Source organism: Nocardioides sp., assembly GCF_044226305.1.
In the GTDB taxonomy this organism is placed as follows: Bacteria; Actinomycetota; Actinomycetes; order Propionibacteriales; family Nocardioidaceae; genus Nocardioides.
In genome coordinates this window covers 79,843-102,121 of the sequence record NZ_JBGAHF010000007.1, presented here as the reverse complement: position 1 = coordinate 102,121, position 22,279 = coordinate 79,843, and the positions used below count along the sequence as shown (strand labels likewise).

The window sequence follows — 22,279 nt, the reverse complement described above, 5'->3', positions numbered from 1 at the left end:
GACTCGGCGCAGCTGTCACGACAGCTGCGCCGGCCCCTGACTACGGGAGCGCGACCACCCCGAGCTCGGCGGGCGAGGTGAGCAGGTCGTTGCGCGGCACGATCCGCACGGTGTAGCCGAACGCGCCCGACTGGTCGAGCACGTGCTCGACGTCGAAGCGGTGCCGGCCGCCCCCGTAGGACTCGGCGACGTGCAGCGACTCGATGCCGTTCTCGACGAGCTCGTCCTCGCTGTTGCTCTTGCCGTACACGAGCTGGACGTCGACGTCGGCGGGCTCGAGGTCGCCCAGCGCCACGAACGCCCGGACGCTCATCCGGTCGCCGACCTCCGGGGCGTCGCCGACCCCGCTGCTCTCGACGTGCTCGACCCGGACGTGCTCCCACCCGGCCTTGACCTTCTTCTTCCAGGCGGCCAGCTGGGCGGCCCCCGCGAAGTCGGTGTTGAGCCGGTGCGCGGTGATGGCGGCCGGGGCGTAGAGCTGGCGCACGTAGTCGCGCACCATCCGGGTCGCCAGCACCTTGGGGCCGAGCGACTTCAGCGTGTGCCGCGTCATCTCGAGCCAGCGGGTGGGGACGCCCTCGGCGTCGACGTCGTAGAAGCGCGGAGCCACGTCCCGCTCGATCAGGTCGTAGAGCGCGGTCGCCTCGAGGTCGTCGCGGTGGTCGACGTCCTCGACACCGTCGGCGGTCGGGATCGCCCAGCCGTTGTCGCCGTCGTACCACTCGTCCCACCAGCCGTCGAGCACCGACAGGTTCAGGCCGCCGTTGAGGGCGGCCTTCATCCCGGAGGTGCCGCACGCCTCGTAGGGACGCAGCGGGTTGTTGAGCCACACGTCGCAGCCGGGGTAGAGCGGCTGCGCCATCGCGATGTCGTAGTTCGGCAGGAACACGATGCGGTGCCGGATCTCGGGGTCGTCGGAGAGCCGCACGATGTCCTGGATCAGCTTCTTGCCGCCGTCGTCGGCCGGGTGCGCCTTGCCGGCGATGACCAGCTGGATCGGCCGCTCGGGGTGGAGCAGGAGGGACTTAAGCCGCGCGGGGTCGCGCATCATCAGCGTCAGCCGCTTGTACGACGCAGCGCGCCGCGCGAAGCCGATCGTCAGCACGTCGGGGTCCAGGGCGCTGTCGATCCACTTCAGCTCGGCCCGGGCCGCACCCCGCTTCTCCCACGACTTGCGCAGCCGGCGGCGGGCGTCGAGCACCAGCTTCTCGCGGAGCACCCGCTTGGTCGCCCAGACCTCGTTGCCGGGGACCTTGTCGACCGCGGCCCAGAACGCCTCGACGTCGTCGGACTCCCGGTCCGCGCCGTGGCCCGCGGCCAGGTCGAACATCTCGCGGGCGACCCACGACGGGCCGTGCACGCCGTTGGTGATGGACCCGATCGGCACCTCGGCCTCGTCGAAGGCCGGCCACAGGCCGCTGAACATCCCGCGGCTCACCTCGCCGTGCAGCTGCGAGACGCCGTTGGCGCGCTGCGCGAGCCGGAAGCCCATGACCGCCATGTTGAAGACCGACGGGTCGCCGCCGGCGTAGTCCTCGGTGCCGAGCGCCAGGATGCGCTCGACCGGTACGCCGGGGACCGGGCCGGCCTCGGTGAAGTACTGCTCCATCAGGGTCAGCGGGAACCGGTCGATGCCGGCGGGGACCGGGGTGTGGGTGGTGAACACCGTGGAGGACCGGCTGACCTCGAGGGCCGTGTCGAGGTCGAGCTTCGGGCCGCCCTCGGCGACCGTCAGCTCGCGGATCCGCTCGAGGCCGAGGAAGCCGGCATGGCCCTCGTTGGTGTGGAAGACCTCCGGGGCCGGGTGGCCGGTGATCCGGCAGTAGGCGCGGATCGCCCGGACGCCGCCGACACCGAGCAGCAGCTCCTGCCGCAGCCGGTGCTCGCTGTTGCCGCCGTAGAGGCGGTCGGTCACGTCCCGGTAGTGGTCGGGGTTGCCCTCGACGTCCGTGTCGAGCATCAGCAGCGGCACCCGGCCGACGCTGGCGACCCAGATCCGCGCGAGCAGCTCGGGCCCGTCGGGCATCGCGATGCTGATCGACGCGCGGCTGCCGTTCTCCTCGCGGAGCAGCGAGATCGGCAGCCCGTCGGGGTCGAGGACCGGGTAGGTCTCCTGCTGCCAGCCCTCGCGGGAGAGCGCCTGCTTGAAGTAGCCGTGCCGGTAGAGCAGGCCGACGCCGAGGATCGGCACCCCGAGGTCGCTGGCGGCCTTGAGGTGGTCGCCGGCCAGGATGCCGAGACCGCCGGAGTACTGCGGCAGCACCGAGGTGATGCCGAACTCCGGGGAGAAGTAGGCGACCGCCTCCGGCAGGACCTCACCGGACGCGACGCGCTTCTGGTACCAGCGGTCACCGGTGAGGTAGCGGTGCAGGTCCTGGCTCGCGGCGTCGAGGCCGGCGAGGAAGTCCGGGGAGTCCGCCAGCTCGCGCAGCCGGGGCGCCCCGACGGCACCGAGCAGCTTGACCGGGTCCCGGCCCGTGGCGGCCCACAGGGCGGGATCGACCCGCTCGAACACGTCCTGGCTCTCGGGGTGCCAGGACCAGCGCAGGTTGCCGGCCAGGTCACCCAGCCCGGCCAGTGCCGGGGGGAGGACGGGACGGACGGTGAATCGTCGAATCGCACGCACAGGCGGACGCTACCCCGAGGGAGTTGGAACGATCAAAGAATTGATCAAACCTGGAGATGAGCGGCCGCCCCGCGCGGGTTCACATAACGAACCGCGGCGTCCGCCGTTGACCGCGCATGACCGATCTCGCGGCTCGCCGCGGCCTCCGAAGCACCGTGGCGCTCGCCCTGGCCGGCGCCCTCCTCCTGTCGGGCCTCGGGCAGCTCCCGGGCGCGAGCGCCGCCGGATCGGCGCCGGGCGCCGGCTCCGGGACCACCCCGCTCGGCACCCTCGCCGACCCGGTGGCCGGCCTGGCCGACCTCGACACCCGCGGCACCGCCGTACCGTCGGCCGCCCAGCGCTCCGCGGCCGCCGGGCTCGGCGCCGTGGACCTGCGCTGGAACCAGTTCGGCACGCCGTCCTCGATCCTGCCCGCCGACGGCGTGCTCGCCCGCGCCACGTCGAGCGACCCGGTGGTGGCCGCCCGCTCGTGGCTGCGGACGCACGCCGCGGTGTTCGGGCTGACGGCCGCGCAGGTCGACGCCCTCGACGTCGTCAACGACCAGCGCTTCGCGCAGAGCCCGGCGCACGCCGTCCTCTTCCGGCAGCGCTTCGGCGACCTGGTGCCGGCGCTCGACAGCATGGTGACCGTCGGTGTCGCCCGCGGCGAGATCGCCTACGTGTCCTCCTCGATCACCCCGCTGCGGGGCTCCACGGGTACGCCGCCGGCGGCGACCCTCTCCCCGGTCCAGGCGTTCACGAAGGCGGCCGCCGACGTCGGCCGCACCCTCGACGCCGGCGCCGTCGGCGACATCACCAGCTCGACGGCCGACCGCGTCCCCGGCGGCTGGACCCGGCTCACCGTCCCGGGCTTCGCCCAGCCGCAGCTGGTCCGCCTCCGCGCTCTGGCACTCGCCGACGGGTCGGTGCGCCCGGTGTTCGAGACCAACGTGCTCGACGTGGCGCGCGGGTCGGCCTTCGCCTACACCGTCCTCGTCGACGGTGTCACCGGAGCGGTCCTGCACCGGCAGAACCAGGCCGAGAGCAGCAGCGACGTCTACCCGTTCCAGGGCGAGGTGACCGCCACCGAGTGCGGGCCCCGGCACGAGTTCGAGCTCACCGACGGCAACACCAAGCAGGTGGTCGCGGTCGCCGCGATGGCCAACACGCTCGACGACGTGACCGTCAAGATCTTCTCCCCCGGCGGCGAGCTGCTGGCCTCCGGCGACACGGCCACCAGCCCCGAGGCCGCGACGTACTCGGCCGACAGCATCCCGAAGGGCATCTACTCGATGCAGGTCTGCCCCTTCGAGGACCCGACCGCGCCGTTCCTGCCTCCGGGCAACTACGTCGCCAGCGTCACCACCAGCGACACGGCCGGCCCGTCGACCGGTGACGCCGGCTTCGAGCCGCGCTGGCGCTACTTCACCGCCAACCCGAGCCTCGACTACTCCGCCGGCACCACCCCGAAGAACTCGGTGATCGGCTGCTGGTTCCCCGGCGCGGGGTGCAGCAGCCCGAGCGGGCCGTTCCGCAACGTGGCCGCACCCGGCCCGTGGGACGTCGTGCCCGGGTCGGGCGTCGCGACGATGACGACCGTCGGCAACAACGCCAACACCCACGAGGCGTGGCTGGACCCGCTCGCCCCCGGCGGCACGGCGCAGGCGCCGGTCTCCCCGACCCGTGACTACACGACGGCGTTCACCGACGCCTGGAACAACTCCCGGTGCGACCCGACCCAGCTCCGTCCCGGCGGCAACGACATCGACGCCACGGTGACGAACCTGTTCGTCGCGCACAACCGGATGCACGACTTCTCGTACTACCTCGGCTTCACCGAGGACAACTACAACCTCCAGCTGAGCAACCTCGGCCGCGGCGGGGTCGAGGGCGACCAGGAGGTCGGCAACGCCCAGGCCGGGGCGATCACCGGCGGCCAGCCGCTGCTGCTCGGCCGGGACAACGCCAACCAGATCACGCTCCAGGACGGCGTCCCCGGCATCACCAACCAGTACCTCTTCCAGCCGGTGGCGGGGGCCTTCTACTCGCCGTGCGTGGACGGCGCCCTGGACATGGGCATCGTCGGTCACGAGTACACCCACGCGATCAGCAACCGGATGATCGGCGGCCCCGACGAGGGCATCACCTCCGCGCAGGGCGGGGCGATGGGCGAGTCGTGGGGCGACCTGACCGCGGGTGAGTACATGTTCAGCCACGGCTACCGCAACGGCGGCAACCCGTGGGCCGTCGGCGTCTACGCCACCGGCAACAAGGACGTCGCGATCCGCGACTACGCGATCAACCGCAACCCGCTGAACTACTCCGACCTCGGGTTCGACACCCCGGGCAACGAGGTCCACGCCGACGGCGAGATCTGGAACGGCACGAACTGGTCGGTCCGGCAGGCCCTGGTGGAGAAGTGGAACGCGAAGTTCCCCTACCGCGACGCCAAGCTCCAGCTGCGCTGCTCGCAGGCGACGGCGACCCGGACCCCGCTGCCGCCGAGCCAGTGCCCGGGCAACCGGCGCTGGATCCAGCTCGTCTTCGACGCCTTCCTGCTCCAGCAGGGCGCGACCTCGATGCTCGACGCCCGCGACGCGATGCTCGCCGCGGACCGGATGCGGTTCGGGGGCAAGGACCTCGCGGTCATGTGGGACGCGTTCGCCCGCCGTGGCATGGGCAAGGGCGCCTCGACCCCGGACGCCGACTCGGGCAGCCCGGTGCCGAGCTTCGCGTCGCCCCGGTCGCGCAACGCCGTCGTCCGGTTCGCCGGCAACAAGGGTGGGCGGATCTACGTCGGCCACTTCGAGGCCCGCGCCACGCCGGTCGCCGACACCTCGCGCAAGACCAAGAAGGTCGGCGACACCGTGACCCTCACTCCGGGGCGCTACGAGATGCTCGCCGTCTCGAAGGCGCGTGGCTTCAAGCGCTTCACGCTCACCGTGCGCCCTGGCGAGCACCGGACGGTCCGGCTGCGGATGCCGAAGAACCTCGCCGGCAAGGTGAACGGCGCGCGGGTGCTCGGCGCCACGGACGGGTCGCTCAACCCCGTCTCGCTCATCGACGGCACCGAGCGGACCGCCTGGGGCGGGGTCACCGGCGACAACGTGGACTCCTCGCACCCGTCCGTCAGCGTCGACCTCGCCGGCGGCGTCCACGTCGTGCGCCGGGTGCAGGTCAGCGCGATGCTCAACCCGGCACCGCCGGACCCGACGGAGGTCCCGCTCGCGAAGGACCCCGACCCCGACTCGGGCTCGCGGTTCACCGCGCTGCGGCAGTTCGCCCTCGAGGCCTGCGTGCAGGGCTGCTCCGGCGACGACGCGGTGTGGAAGCGCTTCTACACCTCGCCGGCGAACGCCTTCCCCGCGGTCCGGCCGCGGCCGGTGGCCCCGAACCTGACCCTGCGGACCTTCCGCGTCCCGGCCACCCGGGCCGCGGCGATCCGGCTGGTCGCGCTCGAGAACCAGTGCACGGGGTACGCCGGCTACGCCGGTGAGCAGGACGCCGACCCCGCCAACCCGACCGACTGCGCCACCGGGTCCGACCGGGGCACGATCGTGCACGCGGCGGAGCTGCAGGTGTTCTGACCTGCCGCCGCGGGCGACCACCGGGACATGGGTGTGACCCCGTCGGCCGTGGCCGGCGGGGTCTGGGTCAGGGGGTATGTCGCAGGAACGGCTCGTCGGGCCGGTCGGGCTCGGCCGGGAGGTCGGTATCGTCAGCGGGCACGTCGGTGACGAACGGGCTGACGTAGGTCCGCCCCATGGGGGTGGTCCACACGAACCCGACCCCGGCGACCCTCTGGTAGTCCCAGCCGGCGAAGGTCTTGAGCCGGTGGTGGGTCCGGCAGGCGGGCGCGAGGTTGGACGATGCGGTGGGGCCTTCGGGCCATGGGACCTGGTGCTCGCTGTCGCAGCGCCGGGCCGGGCGGGTGCAGCCGGGGAAGCAGCACTGCCGGTCGCGCAGACCGATCTGTTCCTTCATGAGCTCGGTCGGCTCGTAGCAGTCGGTCGACAGCTCGGCGTTCAGGTCGATCACGGGCCGCACGGTGACCTTGGTGCCGGCGGCCTGGCACCAGTCCTTCAGGTGCTCGGGTGTGACCGAGGACCTCGTGTTGTCGACGTCGACGCTGGCATGGCCGGGACGGGTGTGGGCGTAGACCACGACCTCCCGGACCTGCCCGCCCTCGGTGTCGCTCGTGCCGAGGAGTCCGGCGGCCATCGACCGGCGCACGTCCAGCGGCAGGTCCACGTCGAGCTCAGCTGCCGTCGCCTTGATCTGCTCCTCCAGGGCGAGGGCGTCGGCGAGGTCGAGCTCTCCTTCGACGTGGACGAGCCCGTCGGGGGTGGCGTGGTCGAGGTCGATGTCGAACCGGCGCTTCTCCAACGCGGCGACCCGGCGTTCCTCGGCGGCGTCGGGGTCGTGCTCGGCGCGGGCCTTCTCGACCTGCCGCTCGATCTCGGCGAAGGAGCACCGGTGCGCACACCACGCCAACCGCTGGTCCACCACGGCTGCCGCATCGGCCGGGAGCGAGGTGGTGGCCTGGGCGACCTTCCGGGCCTTCCACACCGCCACCTCACCGTTGATCACGCGAGCCCACAGCCTGGGGAGTCGGTGCCGCAGCTCGACCGCGTCACCGAGCAGGTTCCGGCCCGAGTCCGTGGTCCGGCCGACCGCGAGCGCGAACTCAGCCACCGCCGCCTCGTCGATCGTCGGCGCACCGTCGCCGGCGATCTGCAGGTCCCGCATCCCGAACTCGATCGAGGTGTCGACCTCCTCGCCCGGGTGCAGCGCGACCCAGTCGCAGGCCTGGATCAGCTGCTGGACCTCCAGGTCCGCGATCGCCTCCCGGGTCGCCGCAGCAGCGGTCAGCACCGACTCGGCCCGCTGGTCGCGGGTGTCGGTGCCGAGCTCGGTGGCGGTGCTGGTCATGGGTCTACTCAAGCACTCGCCACCGACAGTCAGAGGCGAGAATCCCCTGTATCCACAGGGATCTGAGAACTTCGAGTAAAGATTTCCGGGACAGCTTACGCCACGCCCTGCCTTACCTTCTGGGGTCTCGACGACGCTCGCTGGCGCTCGCTGCTCGACCACCGGCGAACGCGACCGTGAGCCGGGAGCCGGGAGGCGAGCGTGACCCGCCGCCCGCCGCCCCGCGTTGCTGCCTGTCGGTCGCAACCCGAGCGGACCGCGAGGTGCCGGCAGTCACCGCCCTGCCCACCTTCTGGGGTCTCGACGACGCTCGCTGGCGCTCGCTGCTCGACCGCCGGCGCCGCCGGCCGTGAGCCGGGAGGCGACCGCGACCCGACGCCCGCCGCACCCTCGTTGCTGCCTGTCGGTCGCAACCCGAGACCACCGGCGAGGTGCCGGCAGTCACCACCCTGCCCACCTCCCGGGGTCTCGACGACGCTCGCTGCTCGACCACCGGCGAACGCGACCGTGAGCCTGGAGGCGACCGCGACCCGACGCCCGCCGTATCCGTCGTGCCCGTCAGCCGCAACCCCAGCGGACCGCGAGATGCCGGCAGCCACCGCCCTGCGCAGCTCCCGGGGTCTCGACGACGCTCGCTGGCGCTCGCTGCTCGACCACCGGCGAACGCGACCGTGAGCCGGGAGGCGACCGCGACCCGACGCCCGCCGCCCCGCGCTGCTGCCATGTCGGTCGCAACCCGAGCAGACGGCGAGGTGCCGGCAGTCACCGCCCTGCGCACCTTCTGGGGTCTCGACAAGCTCGACCACCGGTGCCAGCGCCCGTGAGCCGGACGACAGCCGCAACCAGTAGCCTGCCGCCCCCGTTGCTGCCTGTCGGTCGCAACCAGAGCAAACCCGCCACCGACGCTCAGTGGTCTCCGCCTGCCCGCCCGTGCCCCCCGAGGATCCCCGCGGCCCGTCCCGGCCCCGGAGGAACCAAGGCGCGGACAGCCGGTTTCCGCCCAGCGCCGACGGGTACGCGGTAGCCGTCGGCGTCGTGCTGTCCAGCCACGGTTGCCGATACCTCCCGCTCCCTCGCTAGGTTGGAGATCATGGTCGGACGCATCCCCATCATGAACGTCACGCCGCTGGTCGACCTCGGACGACAGCCCGCCAAGGCGACGGTCGGCGAGCCGCTCCCCGTGACGGCGAGCGTGTTCCGGGAGGGCCACGACCAGCTGGGCGCCGAGGTGGTGCTCATCGGGCCCGACGGGCGCCGCCGGCCAACCGTGCGGATGACCAAGCACGCCGACGTCCCCGACCGCTACGAGGCGTGGGTGGTGCCCGACGCCCCCGGTGCCTGGAGCTTCGAGGTGGTCGCCTGGTCCGACCCGCTCGGCACCTGGCAGCACGACGCCGCCCTCAAGGTGCCGGCCGGGGTCGACGTCGAGCTGATGTTCACCGAGGCCCACCTGCTGCTCGACCGCGTGCTCACCTCCCTCGACCCGCGCGACCCCGCGTCCGCCGGCGCCGCCCAGGTCGTCCAGTCCGCGATCGAGGCGGCCCGGGACACCACCCGCCCCGACGCGGCGCGGCTGGCCGCGCTCGAGTCGCCCGAGGTGGCCGACGTCATGTACCGCCACCCCGTGCGCGAGCTGCTCACCGTCGAGGGCCCCTACCCGGCGTACGCCGACCGCGAGCGCGCCCTCTTCAGCAGCTGGTACGAGTTCTTCCCCCGCTCCGAGGGCGCGACCCGCGACGAGAAGACCGGCCGGGTCACCAGCGGCACCTTCCAGACCGCCTCCAAGCGGCTGGACGCCGTCGCCGCGATGGGCTTCGACATCGTCTACCTGCCGCCGATCCACCCCATCGGCGAGGTGAACCGCAAGGGGCCGAACAACACCCTCGACCCGGGCCCGGACGACACCGGGTCCCCGTGGGCGATCGGCTCCAAGGACGGCGGCCACGACGCCATCCACCCCGACCTCGGCACGTTCGAGGACTTCGACGCGTTCGTCGGGCGGGCCCGCGACCTCGGCCTCGAGGTCGCCCTCGACCTCGCCCTGCAGGCGGCGCCCGACCACCCGTGGGTGACCTCCCACCCCGAGTGGTTCACCACCCGGGCCGACGGCACCATCGCGTACGCCGAGAACCCGCCCAAGAAGTACCAGGACATCTACCCGGTCAACTTCGACAACGACCCGAGCGGGATCTGCCAGGAGGTGCTGCGCATCGTCCGGCTCTGGATGTCGCACGGCGTCCGGGTCTTCCGGGTCGACAACCCCCACACCAAGCCGCTGGCCTTCTGGGAGTGGCTGCTGCGCGAGGTCCGGCGCACCGACCCCGACGTGCTCTTCCTCGCCGAGGCCTTCACCCGCCCCGCGATGATGCAGGCCCTGGGCGCGGTCGGCTTCCACCAGAGCTACACGTACTTCACCTGGCGCAACGCCAAGTGGGAGCTGGAGGAGTACCTCCGCGAGGTGTCGCACGAGACGTCCCACCTGATGCGGCCGAACTTCTTCGTCAACACCCCCGACATCCTCCACGCGTTCCTCCAGTACGGCGGCCCGGCGGCGTTCAAGATCCGTGCGGCCCTCGCCGCGTGCGGGTCGCCGAGCTGGGGCGTGTACGCCGGCTTCGAGCTCTTCGAGCACGTCGCGGTCAAGCCGGGCAGCGAGGAGTACCTCGACTCGGAGAAGTACCAGATCCGGGTCCGGGACTGGGACGCCGCTGACCGCGAGGGCCGCACCCTCGCGCCGTACCTGACCCGGCTCAACGAGATCCGCCGGGCACACCGCTCGCTGCAGCTGCTGCGCAACCTGTCGATCCACTGGAGCGACGACGAGAACGTGCTCGTGTTCTCGAAGGTCGCACGCGACCCGTCCGGGGCGATCGAGGACGCCGTGATCGTGGTGGTCAACGTCGACCCGCACGCCGCCCGCGAGACGACCGTCCACCTCGACATGGCCGCGCTCGGCCTCGAGGAGCACGACGCGTTCGTCGTCCACGACGAGATCACCGGCGAGGACTGGACCTGGTCGGCCCACAACTACGTCCGGCTCGACCCGTTCCACGAGCCTGCGCACGTCCTCGACGTGAGGAGGACCCGGTGACCCGGGACCCCATCCAGGAGCGCCCCGCCGGCCACGTCCAGGACGGGCAGCCACCCGAGTGGTTCAAGACCGCCGTCTTCTACGAGGTCCTGGTCCGCGCGTTCCGTGACTCCAACGCCGACGGCACCGGTGACTTCCGGGGGCTCGTCGACAAGCTCGACTACCTCGAGTGGCTCGGCGTCGACTGCCTGTGGATCCCGCCCTTCTTCCCGAGCCCGCTGCGCGACGACGGCTACGACGTCGCCGACTACACCGGCGTCCACCCGGAGATCGGCACGATCGACGACTTCCGGTACTTCCTGGAGCAGGCGCACCAGCGCGGCATCCGCGTCATCATCGACTTCGTCATGAACCACACGAGCGACCAGCACGCGTGGTTCCAGGCGTCCCGGTCCGACCCGGACGGGCCCTACGGCGACTTCTACGTCTGGTCCGACTCCGACGAGCTCTACCAGGACGCGCGGATCATCTTCGTCGACACCGAGCCGTCGAACTGGACGTGGGACCCGGTCCGGCAGCAGTACTTCTGGCACCGCTTCTTCTCCCACCAGCCGGACCTCAACTTCGACAACCCGGCCGTGCACGACGCGATCATCGACGCGATCCGGTTCTGGCTGGACATGGGCATGGACGGGTTCCGCCTGGACGCCGTGCCCTACCTCTACGAGCGGCCCGGCACCAACGGCGAGAACCTGCCGGAGACCCACGACTTCCTCAAGAAGGTCCGGAAGGTCGTCGACGACGAGTACCCCGGCCGGGTGCTGCTCTGCGAGGCCAACCAGTGGCCCGAGGACGTCGTCGAGTACTTCGGCGACTTCGAGGTCGGCGGCGACGAGTGCCACATGGCGTTCCACTTCCCGGTGATGCCGCGCATCTTCATGTCCGTGCGCCGCGAGTCGCGGTTCCCCATCTCGGAGATCCTCGAGCAGACCCCGCCGATCCCCGACTCCTGCCAGTGGGGCATCTTCCTGCGCAACCACGACGAGCTGACGCTGGAGATGGTCACCGACGAGGACCGCGACTACATGTGGGGCGAGTACGCCAAGGACCCCCGCATGAAGGCCAACATCGGCATCCGCCGCCGGCTCGCGCCGCTGCTCGACAACGACATGAACCAGATGGAGCTGTTCAACGCGCTCCTGCTGTCGCTGCCCGGCTCGCCGGTCCTGTACTACGGCGACGAGATCGGGATGGGCGACAACATCTGGCTCGGTGACCGCGACGGCGTCCGCACCCCGATGCAGTGGACGGCCGACCGCAACGCCGGCTTCTCCGCGGCCACGCCGGGCAAGCTGGACCGGCCGGTCATCCAGGACCCGGTCTTCGGCTACCAGTCGGTCAACGTCGAGGCGCAGCTCGAGAACTCCTCCTCGCTCCTGCACTGGATGCGCCGGATGATCCACGCGCGCCGCAACCACCCGGCGTTCGGGCTGGGCAGCTTCCAGGACCTCGGCGGCTCCAACCCGTCGGTGCTCTCCTACGTCCGCGAGCACGTCGGTGCGGACGGCCACGAGGACCTCATCCTCTGCGTCAACAACCTGTCCCGCTTCCCGCAGCCGGTCGAGCTCGACCTGCGCCGGTTCGAGGGTCGGCGGCCGGTGGAGCTCCTCGGCGGTGTCCCGTTCCCCGAGATCGGCGAGCTGCCCTACCTGCTCACCCTGGCCGGCTACGGCTTCTACTGGTTCCGGCTCACCGAAGTCAACGAGACCCACGAGGAGCAGCTGCTGTGACGCCCGAGCCCGACGTCCTCACCCGGTACCTGGAGCGGACCCGCTGGTTCGGCGGCAAGGGCCGGCCCTTCGAGGTCGCGTCCGCGCGGCGGGTCGGGACGCTGCCGGCCGCCCGGGAGGGCAGTCCGGTGGTCGTCATCGAGCTGGTCGAGGTCCTCTACGGCGACGAGCCCGGTGGCACCGAGGTCTACCAGGTGCCGATGGCCTTCTACACCGACCCCGAGAGCCGCCTCGACCACGCGTTCATCGGCTGGTGGGAGGACCCGGACCACGGCTGGGTGCACGCCTACGACGCCCTGCACGACCGGGAGGCGATGGCCTGCTGGCTGGTCGCCTTCGACCGCGCCGCCGCCGAGGCGGGCGGGAACCTCCACGACGACAGCGGGCTGCTCTTCCACCGGCTGCCGGGCCACGACCTCGACCTGGAGTCGCACTCGACCCTCTTCTCCGGCGAGCAGTCCAACTCCTCGGTGGCCTTCGGCGAGGACGCCCTGATGAAGGTCTTCCGCAAGATCACCCCGGGCGTGAACCCCGACATCAGCGTGCACGAGGTGCTCACCCGCTCCGGCAACGACCACATCGCCGCCCTCTACGGCTGGCTGGACTGGGTCGACGGCCAGCCGACCGGCGACGCCGACGAGGCTGCCGGGACGACCACCGTGCAGCTGGCGATGCTCCAGCAGTTCCTGCGCACCGCCAGCGACGGCTGGGAGCTGGCCCTGACCAGCGCCCGCAACCTCTTCGCCGAGGGTGACCTGCACGCCTTCGAGGCGGGCGGCGACTTCGCCTCCGAGAGCGAGCGGCTCGGCGTCGCCCTGCGCGAGGTCCACGACGTGCTCGCCGAGCACTTCCCCGTCGGTCGGCTCGACCCGGCGGCCGTCGGTCGGTTGGCGGACGACATGGACGTCCGCCTCGACGCCGCGCTCGGTGTCGTACCGGAGCTCGCGGCGCACGCCGGCTCGCTGCGCGAGGCCTACGCCCGGCTCCGCGCGCTGGACGAGGTCGAGGTGCAGCAGATCCACGGCGACCTGCACCTGGGCCAGACCCTGCGCACCAGCCTGGGCTGGAAGATCGTCGACTTCGAGGGCGAGCCCGCGAAGCCGCTGGCCGAGCGGCTGAAGCCCGACTCCCGCTGGCGCGACGTGGCGGGGATGCTGCGCTCGTTCGACTACGTGCCACACGTGGTCGAGCGCCAGTTCGCCGAGGACCATCCTGAGGGCGCCTCGCAGCGCGCCTACCGGGCCGAGGAGTGGGCGAACCGCAACCGCAACCACTTCCTGACCGCGTACGCCGGAGGCGACCTCACCGAGGCCCAGCGCACGCTCCTCGACGCCTACGTCGCCGACAAGGCGGTGTACGAGACCGTCTACGAGACACGCAACCGTCCGACCTGGGTGGCCATCCCACTCGAGGCCGTGGCGAGGATCGGAGCAGCATGAAGTCCTCCCGCACGCGCAAGGCGCCCGCACTCCTCGAGGTGCCCGTCGAGGTCCTCGGCCAGGTCTCGCGCGGCGAGCACGGCGACCCGCACGCCGTCCTCGGCCCGCACCCGTACGACGGCGGGGTGACGGTGCGCGTCCTGCGACCGCTCGCCTCCCGGGTCGTGGTCCGCTGGAGCACCGACGGCGGCGCCCCGGCCGAGGCCGAGCTCACCCACGAGCACGAGGGGATCTGGGCGGGCGTGCTCCCGCTCCCGGACGTGCCGGACTACCGCCTGGCGGTCAGCTACGGTCCCGACGAGCACGTCGTCGACGACCCGTACCGGTTCCTGCCCACGCTGGGCGAGGTCGACCTGCACCTGATCAACGAGGGCCGCCACGAGCAGCTCTGGGACGTGCTCGGCGCCCACGTGCACCACTACCCCGGCGCCCTCGGACCGGTGACCGGCACGTCCTTCGCGGTCTGGGCGCCCAGCGCCCGCGCGGTCCGGATCAAGGCCGACTTCAACAGCTGGGACGGTCGCGAGCACCCGATGCGCCAGCTCGGGCGCTCGGGCGTGTGGGAGCTGTTCGTGCCCGACGTGGGCAGCGGGACGGCGTACAAGTACGTCATCCTCGGCCCGGACGGACAGTGGCGCGAGAAGGCCGACCCGATGGCGAACTGGGCGGAGAAGCCGGCCGACACCGCGTCCAAGGTCTTCGAGTCCTCCTACACCTGGGGCGACGACGAGTGGATGGCCGCGCGTCCGGCCCGGCAGCCGGTCGCGGAGCCGATGAGCGTCTACGAGATGCACCTCGGCTCGTGGAAGAAGCACCTCGACGGCCGCTACTGGTCGTGGACCGAGCTCGCCGACGAGCTGCCGGCGTACGTCGCCGGCCTGGGGTTCACCCACGTCGAGCTGATGCCCGTGATGCAGCACCCCTTCGGCGGCTCGTGGGGCTACCACGTGACGTCGTACTTCGCGCCGGACTCCCGGTTCGGCGACCCCGACGGCTTCCGGCTGCTGGTCGACCGCCTGCACCAGGCCGGCGTCGGCGTGATCCTCGACTGGGTGCCCGGCCACTTCGCGACCGACGAGTGGGCGCTCGCCCGCTTCGACGGCACTCCCCTCTACGAGGACCCCAACCCGCAGCGCGGCTGGCACAAGGAGTGGGGCTCCCACATCTTCAACTTCGGCCGTCGCGAGGTCCGCAACTACCTCTACGCGAACGCGCTCTACTGGCTGGAGGAGTTCCACGCCGACGGCCTGCGGGTCGACGGCGTGGCGTCCATGCTCTACCTCGACTACGCCCGTGAGGAGGGCGAGTGGTCGCCGAACATCCACGGCGGGCACGAGAACCTCGAGGCGGTGCAGTTCCTCCAGGAGATGAACGCGACCGTCTACAAGCGCGTCCCCGGCATCACGACGATCGCCGAGGAGTCGACGTCCTGGCCCGGTGTCACCCGGCCGACGTCCGCCGACGGTCTCGGCTTCGGCTTCAAGTGGAACATGGGCTGGATGCACGACTCGCTGGACTACCTGGCCCGCGAGCCGGTGCACCGCGCCTACCACCACGGCGAGATGACCTTCGCGATGGTCTACGCGTTCTCGGAGAACTACGTGCTGCCGCTGAGCCACGACGAGGTCGTGCACGGCAAGGGCTCGCTGCTGCGCAAGATGCCCGGCGACCGCTGGCAGCAGCTCGCCAACCTGCGCGCCTACCTCGGGTTCATGTGGGCCCACCCCGGCAAGCAGCTGCTGTTCATGGGCTCGGAGATCGGCCAGGAGTCGGAGTGGGCCGAGTCCCGCGAGCTCGACTGGTGGCTGCTGGACCACCCCGAGCACCGCGGCGTCTCCGACCTGGTCCGCGACCTGAACGCGGCGTACGTCGGCTCGCCGGCCCTCTGGTCACGCGACCACGAGCCGGGCGGCTTCGAGTGGATCGACGCCGACGACGCCGGGCGCAACGTCTTCTCCTGGGTCCGGCGCGGCCACGAGGGGACGCCGGACGTGGTGTGCGTGGCGAACTTCGCCGCGGTGCCGCACGAGGGGTACCGGCTCGGGCTGCCGTCGGCCGGCGACTGGGACGAGGTCGTCAACACCGACGCGGCGGCCTACTCCGGCTCGGGCGTGGGCAACTTCGGCGCCGTCACGGCCGAACCGGGCGGGTGGTCCGGCCAGCCGGCGAGCGCGACGATCGTCGTGCCGCCGCTGGCCACGGTGTGGTTCCGCAAGCGCGCTTGACGGGTGAGCGTGATCGGTAGAGTTCGGCTGTGACCGAGCAGACCACCGTGACGACCGTCGCGGAGGGGATCGCGCGGATCTCGTGGACCTCCGACCAGCCGGTCGACGTCGTCCGGCACGAGGTGGCAGCGGCGCTCGTCGAGCACACCCGCGTGGAGGCGCTCGTCGACCCCGCCGACGAGACCGCGCAGCGGGTCGCGACCTGGTCGGGACTGCGCCGCGAGGGCGTCATGCGCGGGGTCACCGTCGACGGTGACCCGGTCGACCGGATCGTCTACGCCCGGCTGGCGACCGACACCCCGGTGCACGAGCCGGAGGGGTTCCGTGCGTTGCTCAACTCCTTCCTGCCGCGCAAGCGCGCCATCAGCCAGCTGCTCGCGCGCTCCGACGACGACCGCGTGCTGTTGTGCCAGCTCACCTACAAGCAGGACTGGGACCTCCCCGGCGGCGTCGTCGAGGTCGGCGAGTCCCCGCAGGTCGCCGCCGCGCGCGAGGTCGAGGAGGAGCTCGGGCTCGCGGTGCCGCCCGGACGGCTGCTGCTGACGGACTGGCTGCCGCCGTGGAGCGGCTGGGACGACGCGCTCTGCCTGGTCTTCGACGGCGGTGTGCACCCGACGGCCGTGCTCGACCAGGTCGTCCGGCAGACCCGGGAGATCCGCTCGGTGGACTTCTGCACCCCCGAGCAGGTGGTCGAGCGCTGCGCCGACTTCACCGCCCGCCGCATCGAGTCGGCGCTCGCCAACCTCGACGGCCCCGGCCCGGCGTACACGGAGTCGGGCCGCCGGTAACCCCGGGCCTGCCGAGTCGGCGCATCCTGCCCGTCCAGCGGCGCCGAGCCGGCGCGTCCTGCCCGCGCGCCGGACACGATGTGCCGACTCGCGCTTCTCCGGTGGACGAGACGCGCCGGCTCGGCCTTGACCCGGCGTGCAACACTGATTACATGATTACAGAAGAACTGAGGGAGCGGGTGACCGGCTGGTTCGCCGGCCGGCTCCCGGCGGGCTGGCAGCCCGCCGACGTGACGATCGACCGCGAGGAGATCACGGTGGTGCTGACCATCGACGACGTCGAGGCGACGGCCGCGGTCGAGGGCTCGGAGGCCGCCCTCGCCGAGGCCCGGGCCGGACGGGCGTCGGCGTTCCGCGAGGAGACCCGCGAGCAGCGGATGGAGATCGCCCGCGAGGCCCAGCACCGCTACGAGCGCACCGTGTCGTGGGGCGTGAGGGTGGGCGAGCACCGCGAGCTGTGGACCCATGTCGCCGCACCGGTGATGACCCGGCTGCGCCAGCCGCAGCGGCTGGTGCTCGACACGCTCGTCGACGCCGGCGTCGCGCGCTCGCGGGCCGACGCGCTGGCCTGGTGCGTGCGGCTGGTGGGCCAGCACGAGGGCGACTGGCTCGCCGAGCTCCGGGAGGCGATGACCACCGTCGCGGACGTCCGCGCGAAAGGCCCCTCGGCCTGAGCCCGCGTCGCTAGATTGGCGACGTGAAGGTCCTGCTGAACATCATCTGGCTGGTGCTCTGCGGATTCTGGATGGCGATCGGGTACGCCGTCGCCGGGGTCGTCTGCTGCATCCTCATCATCACGATCCCGTTCGGCATCGCGTCGTTCCGGATCGCGGGCTACGCGCTCTGGCCGTTCGGCCGGACCACGGTCCGCAAGCCCACGGCCGGCGTCATGTCGGCGATCGGCAACGTGATCTGGGTGGTCGTCGCGGGCATCTGGCTGGCGATCGGCCACGTCCTCACCGGGATCGCGATGTGCATCACGATCATCGGGATCCCGCTCGGGATCGCCAGCTTCAAGATGGTGCCGATCTCCCTGCTACCGCTGGGCCGGGACATCGTCCCGACCGACCAGGTCGGCTACGCCCCCGTCGTCTGAGGGCCGCGCCCGCGCCGGTCGCATCGCGACGAGGACGCCGAGGACCAGCACCAGCCCGCCCCCGACCTCGGCCGCGTTCGGCCGCTGGCCCAGCAGCAGCCAGGCCGAGGTCATCGCGACCACCGGCGCGAGCAGCACCCACGGCACCACCGCCGAGGACGGGTTGCGGGACAGCAGCGTGTTGAACACGGCGTACCCGACCAGCGAGGCGAGCCCGGCGGTGTAGAGCGTGGAGACGACGGCCTGCCAGGAGAACGACGCCAGCGCGTCGCCCACGGCCGCGGGCCCGTCGACGGCCAGGGAGAGGGCGAGGAGCGGGACCGGGACCACGACCGCCGACCACACCGTCAGCGAGAGCCCGCCGCTGATGCCGGACGAGCGGCTGACCACGTTGCCGATCCCCCAGGACAGGGCGCCGAGCAGGCAGAGCGCGAGCGCCACCGCCGGGACGTGGCCGCCGCGACCGAGGGCGACCACGACGAGGCCGACGCAGCCGAGCACCACGCCCACCACCTGCGGGCGGGTGGGCAGCTCCCGCAGCACGCCCGCGGCGATCAGCACCGTGAAGATCACCTGCGCCTGCAGGACCAGCGCGGCCAGGCCGGGCGGCATCCCGGCGTCCATCGAGACGTAGAGGAACCCGAACTGGCCCAGCGACATGAACAGCCCGACGGCGGCGAGCACCCGCCAGGGCGCGTCCGGGCGCCGCACGACGAGCACGGCAGGCACGACCACGACCGTGAACCGGACCGCCGCGAACAGCAGCGGCGGGACGCCGGACATGCCCCAGTCGATCACCACGAAGTTGAAGCCCCAGATGGTCGCCACGAGCGCGGCGAGGAGGCTGTCGCGGCGGTTCACCGGACCAGTGAACCCGACGACGACCATGAAGCACCAGCGAACGATCCTGCATGGTTCGACGTAGCATTCCTGCATGATCGACCTGGCCGCCCTCGCCAGCCTGCGTGCCGTCGACGCCCACGGCTCCGTCGTGGGCGCGGCGGACGCGCTCGGGTTCACCCCGAGCGCGATCTCCCAGCAGGTCAAGCGGCTCGAGCGGCAGACCGGGGTGCCCCTGCTCGAGCGGGTCGGCCGCGGCGTGATCCTCACCGACCACGGACGCCACCTCGTCGACGCGGGTGGACGGCTGCTCGCCGACCTCGAGGAGGTCGAGGCGGGCCTGCGGCGGCGCACCGGGACCGTCGCCGGCCACCTGCGGCTCACGGCCTTCTCCACCGCCATGCGCGGCCTGGTCGCCCCCGTCGTCCGCGACCTGCGCGCCGAGCACCCCGGCCTCACGCTGTCGCTGACCGAGCGCGAGCCCTGGGACACCGTCGACCTGGTCGCCTCCGGCCGGAGCGACCTCGGCGTGGTGCACCGCTGGGGGGACGTGCCGATCGCCATCCCCGACCACCTGGTCGCGACCGTGGTCGCCCGCGACGTCGCCGACGTCGTGGTGCACCGCGACCACCCGCTCGCCCGCCGCGAGCGGGTCACCCCGCACGGCCTGGTCGAGGAGGACTGGATCGCCACCCCCGAGGGGACCATCTGCCGGCAGTGGCTGACCCGGATGTATGCCGGGACCGGGCACCTCCCCCGCATCGCGCACACCGCGATGGAGTTCGACTCCCACCTCGCCCTGGTGCGCGCCGGCCTCGGTATCGCGCTGGTGCCGCGGCTGGGCCGTCAGCCGCTCGGCGACGAGCTGGTCGCCGTACCGGCCGACGACCCGGAGCCGACCCGCGAGGTGATCGCGGTGCACCGCCGGAGCACGGCGGACTCACCCGCGGTCCGGGCCGTCCTCGACCACCTCGGCGGCTGAGCGGACACGCCACCAGCGCCGGAGCACGAAGCCCGCCACGACCGCCAGCAGCGCGGTCAGCACCAGACCCAGCGCCCGCGCCTCGGCGGGGTCGTCCGGGGCCTTCGGACCGGTGCCGACGAACTGCTCGGGCGCGACCAGCAGCCCCACGGTCCAGGTCAGCACCATGAGCACGACGCTCGCGGCGCCGACGGCGAGCGCCGCGAGGTCCCGCGTGGTCAGGAAGAGCACCGCGAGCGCAAGGACCAGCACCAGCCGGAACACCCGGGCGACGACCTGGAAGGCGCCGTCGCCGTCCCCCGCGACCAGCTGCACGATGAGCACGACCGCGAGCAGCAGCAGGCCCGTTCCCCACAGCAGGTCGCCGCGGGACCGGGTCATCGTCAGAACAGCGCGGAGGCCAGATGCTGCCGGCCCTTGAGCACCCGCGGGTCGTCGTTGCCGACGGCGCCGAAGAGGGCGAGCAGGTGCTCGCGCGCCCGGTCGCGGTCGTCGCCGGCGGTACGGCGGACGAGGTCGACGAGCCGCGCGAACGCGTCCTCCACCTGGCCGCTGACCAGGTCGTTGTCGGCGAGCAGGGTCTGGGCGTCGACGTCGTCGGGGTCCGCCGCCACGGCCGCGCGAGCGGCGTCGAGGTCGGCACCCTCGGTGCGCTGCAGCACCTTCGCCATCGCGAGCCCGGCGGCCGCCTCGGCGTCGGCCGGGTTCGCGTCCACCAGCTTCTGGTACTCCGCGACCGCACGCTCGATGTCGCCCTCCCCCAGCGCGTCCTGCGCGGCGGCGTACCGCGGGTCGGCGAGCGGCTCGTCGCCCTCGCCCTCGGGGGCGGCGACGTGGCGTGGCTGGTGGCGCCCGGCGATGCCGTTGGCGGTGAGCTGCTGGGCCACCTGGGTCAGCTGGGTGCGCAGCTCGTCGATCGGCAGCACGTCCTGGAAGAGCGGGGCGGGGCGGCCGTCGACCACGGCGACCACCAGCGGGACCGACGGGATCTGCATCGCCTGCGCGATGGCGGGGACCTCGTCGATGTCGACGAGCCCGACCAGGAAGCGGCCCTCAAGCTCCCCCGACAGCGTCTCCATGTCCCGCGCCAGCTGGGCGCTCTCCGGCATCCGCGACGGCGAGTAGAAGACCAGGAGGACCGGGGCGGTCATCGAGGCCTCGATCGTCGACTGGAAGTTCTGCTCGCTGAGCACGACGGCGTACGACGACCCGGCCGGTGCGCCCGCGGCGCCTCCGGCGGGCGCGGCGCTCGTGAGGCCGGAGAGGTCGACGGCGCCGGGACGGGAGAACGGCTGCTGGGTCATGGCGCCAATCCTAGGGAGGCGCGCGCGAACCCCTACAGGAGACCCAGCGCCTCGGCCTCCTCGCGCAGCTCCTCGCGGACGCTGGGGTGGGCGGCGTTGTCGATGAGCTGGCGCGCCTGCTCACCCTGGTTCTGCCCGTAGATCTCGGCCAGCCCCTGCTCGGTGACGACCGCGCTCATCTGGAACGAGGTGACCGGCTCGTCGACCATCGGCACGATCGTCGAGCAGTTCGCCTTCGGGTGCCAGGACCGGAGCGCGATGAACGCCTGCCCGCCCGCGCTGTGCAGCGCGCCGACGATGAAGTCCGTCTGGCCGCCGAAGCCGGAGTGGATGCGGGCGTTGATGCGCGAGGCGTTGGCCTGGCCGAAAAGGTCGACCTGGAGCGCGGTGTTGACGCTGACCATCTTCGGGTTGCGGGCGATCCGCGCCGGGCTGTTCGTGGTCTCGGTGCGCACCATCTCGACCCGCTCGTTGTCGCCCACCCAGTCCAGGAGCTCCTCGGAGCCGAAGAGGAACGACGCCGAGATGGGGATGTTGCGGTCCAGCGCGCCGACCCGCTCGAGCGCGAGCACGCTGTCGGAGAACATCTCGGTCCAGATCCGCAGCCCGTTGCGGCCGGTCAGCCCGTGCATCGTCGCGTCCGGTACGGCGCCGATGCCGGCCTGGAGGGTCGAGCCGTCGGCCACGTGCTCGGCGACCAGCGCGCCGATGCGGGCGGAGTCCTCGTCGATGGCGCCCGCCGGGGCGGACGGCAGTGGCGCGTCGGCCTCCACCAGGACGTCGAGCAGGTCGGCGTCGACCAGCGCGTCGCCGTAGGTCCAGGGCATCGCGTCGTTGACCTGGGCGATCACCAGGCCGCCGGCCCGCTTGGCCGCCTCGATGGCGGCGGGGAGGACGTTGACCTCGACCCCGAGCGACACCTTCCCGTCACGGGGGCGGGTGGTGTGCAGCAGCACGGCGTCCGGCGGCAGCTGCCGGTTGAAGAGCGTCGGCACCATCGACAGGCGCGACGGGACGTAGCTCAGCCGGGGGCTGCGCCGCTGGCCCGGGCCCACGAACGAGGTCTCGAGGGTCACGCCCTCGCGGTCGGGCAGGCCGCGCTGGCCGTTGAGGACCCAGAGCCGGTACTCGTCCAGCGAGCCGTCGACGATCTTGAGCGTGTGCCACGGGGTGGCGTGGTTGCCGGTCGCGACGATGCGCGGGTTCGGCGGGAGTGACGAGAGGGCAGATGCGAGGTCCACCCCTTG

At 72.2% G+C, this 22,279-nt stretch carries 15 protein-coding genes; 9 read left to right on the top strand and 6 right to left on the bottom strand.

Going from position 1 to position 22,279, the window contains the following annotated elements; all coding sequences use genetic code 11:
* Positions 1 to 40: 40 nt before the first annotated feature.
* Positions 41 to 2,626, bottom strand: coding sequence for an alpha-glucan family phosphorylase (gene glgP / locus ACILQ5_RS09385; protein ID WP_395657727.1), 2,586 nt, complete (start codon positions 2,624 to 2,626; stop codon positions 41 to 43).
* Between the two features lie 116 nt (positions 2,627 to 2,742).
* Between glgP and ACILQ5_RS09380 the strand changes: the two genes are divergently transcribed.
* Complete coding sequence (locus ACILQ5_RS09380) at positions 2,743 to 6,192, top strand: M36 family metallopeptidase (protein WP_395657726.1); 3,450 nt, start codon at positions 2,743 to 2,745, stop codon at positions 6,190 to 6,192.
* A gap of 67 nt (positions 6,193 to 6,259) precedes the next feature.
* On the opposite strand, the gene ACILQ5_RS09375 is transcribed toward ACILQ5_RS09380, so the two are convergent.
* Positions 6,260 to 7,537: an HNH endonuclease gene (locus ACILQ5_RS09375; protein ID WP_395657725.1), complete on the bottom strand. Its 1,278-nt coding sequence runs from the start codon at positions 7,535 to 7,537 to the stop codon at positions 6,260 to 6,262.
* Between the two features lie 1,090 nt (positions 7,538 to 8,627).
* Between ACILQ5_RS09375 and ACILQ5_RS09370 the strand changes: the two genes are divergently transcribed.
* From ACILQ5_RS09370 to ACILQ5_RS09340, 7 genes are all read left to right on the top strand, one after another.
* On the top strand, positions 8,628 to 10,628 hold the full coding sequence (locus ACILQ5_RS09370; RefSeq protein WP_395657724.1) for an alpha-1,4-glucan--maltose-1-phosphate maltosyltransferase: 2,001 nt from the start codon (positions 8,628 to 8,630) through the stop codon (positions 10,626 to 10,628).
* Positions 10,625 to 12,358 (top strand): maltose alpha-D-glucosyltransferase, encoded by a 1,734-nt coding sequence (gene treS / locus ACILQ5_RS09365; protein WP_395657723.1) that lies wholly within the window; start codon positions 10,625 to 10,627, stop codon positions 12,356 to 12,358. Before ACILQ5_RS09370 ends, treS begins: the two co-directional genes overlap by 4 nt.
* Positions 12,355 to 13,797: a maltokinase N-terminal cap-like domain-containing protein gene (locus tag ACILQ5_RS09360; RefSeq protein WP_395657722.1), complete on the top strand. Its 1,443-nt coding sequence runs from the start codon at positions 12,355 to 12,357 to the stop codon at positions 13,795 to 13,797. Before treS ends, ACILQ5_RS09360 begins: the two co-directional genes overlap by 4 nt.
* Positions 13,794 to 16,022, top strand: a complete 2,229-nt coding sequence (gene glgB / locus ACILQ5_RS09355; RefSeq protein WP_395657721.1) for a 1,4-alpha-glucan branching protein GlgB — start codon at positions 13,794 to 13,796, stop codon at positions 16,020 to 16,022. Before ACILQ5_RS09360 ends, glgB begins: the two co-directional genes overlap by 4 nt.
* Before the next feature lie 29 nt (positions 16,023 to 16,051).
* Positions 16,052 to 16,810: an NUDIX hydrolase gene (locus tag ACILQ5_RS09350; protein ID WP_395657720.1), complete on the top strand. Its 759-nt coding sequence runs from the start codon at positions 16,052 to 16,054 to the stop codon at positions 16,808 to 16,810.
* A 152-nt stretch (positions 16,811 to 16,962) separates the two neighbouring features.
* Positions 16,963 to 17,484, top strand: coding sequence for a hypothetical protein (locus ACILQ5_RS09345; protein WP_395657719.1), 522 nt, complete (start codon positions 16,963 to 16,965; stop codon positions 17,482 to 17,484).
* Positions 17,485 to 17,507: 23 nt separating this feature from the next.
* Positions 17,508 to 17,906, top strand: coding sequence for a YccF domain-containing protein (locus ACILQ5_RS09340; RefSeq protein WP_395657718.1), 399 nt, complete (start codon positions 17,508 to 17,510; stop codon positions 17,904 to 17,906).
* Here the strand turns inward: ACILQ5_RS09340 and ACILQ5_RS09335 are convergent.
* The gene (locus ACILQ5_RS09335) at positions 17,847 to 18,767 is read right to left on the bottom strand and encodes an EamA family transporter (protein ID WP_395657717.1); all 921 of its coding nucleotides are present in this window, start codon (positions 18,765 to 18,767) and stop codon (positions 17,847 to 17,849) included. The genes ACILQ5_RS09340 and ACILQ5_RS09335 overlap by 60 nt on opposite strands.
* Positions 18,768 to 18,840: 73 nt before the next feature.
* Between ACILQ5_RS09335 and ACILQ5_RS09330 the strand changes: the two genes are divergently transcribed.
* Positions 18,841 to 19,728 carry a LysR family transcriptional regulator gene (locus ACILQ5_RS09330; protein ID WP_395657716.1) on the top strand — a complete coding sequence of 296 codons (888 nt, stop codon included), beginning with the start codon at positions 18,841 to 18,843 and terminating at the stop codon, positions 19,726 to 19,728.
* On the opposite strand, the gene ACILQ5_RS09325 is transcribed toward ACILQ5_RS09330, so the two are convergent.
* The 3 genes from ACILQ5_RS09325 to ACILQ5_RS09315 are packed head-to-tail and all read right to left on the bottom strand — an operon-like array spanning position 19,687 to position 22,273.
* Positions 19,687 to 20,109: a hypothetical protein gene (locus tag ACILQ5_RS09325; protein WP_395657715.1), complete on the bottom strand. Its 423-nt coding sequence runs from the start codon at positions 20,107 to 20,109 to the stop codon at positions 19,687 to 19,689. The two genes, ACILQ5_RS09330 and ACILQ5_RS09325, sit on opposite strands and share 42 nt — an antisense overlap.
* 2 nt (positions 20,110 to 20,111) lie before the next feature.
* A complete protein-coding gene (locus ACILQ5_RS09320; protein ID WP_395657714.1) occupies positions 20,112 to 21,032 on the bottom strand; it encodes a co-chaperone YbbN in 921 nt (306 codons plus the stop codon).
* 32 nt (positions 21,033 to 21,064) lie between these two features.
* Positions 21,065 to 22,273, bottom strand: coding sequence for an acetyl-CoA hydrolase/transferase family protein (locus ACILQ5_RS09315; RefSeq protein ID WP_395657713.1), 1,209 nt, complete (start codon positions 22,271 to 22,273; stop codon positions 21,065 to 21,067).
* Positions 22,274 to 22,279 lie beyond the last annotated feature (6 nt).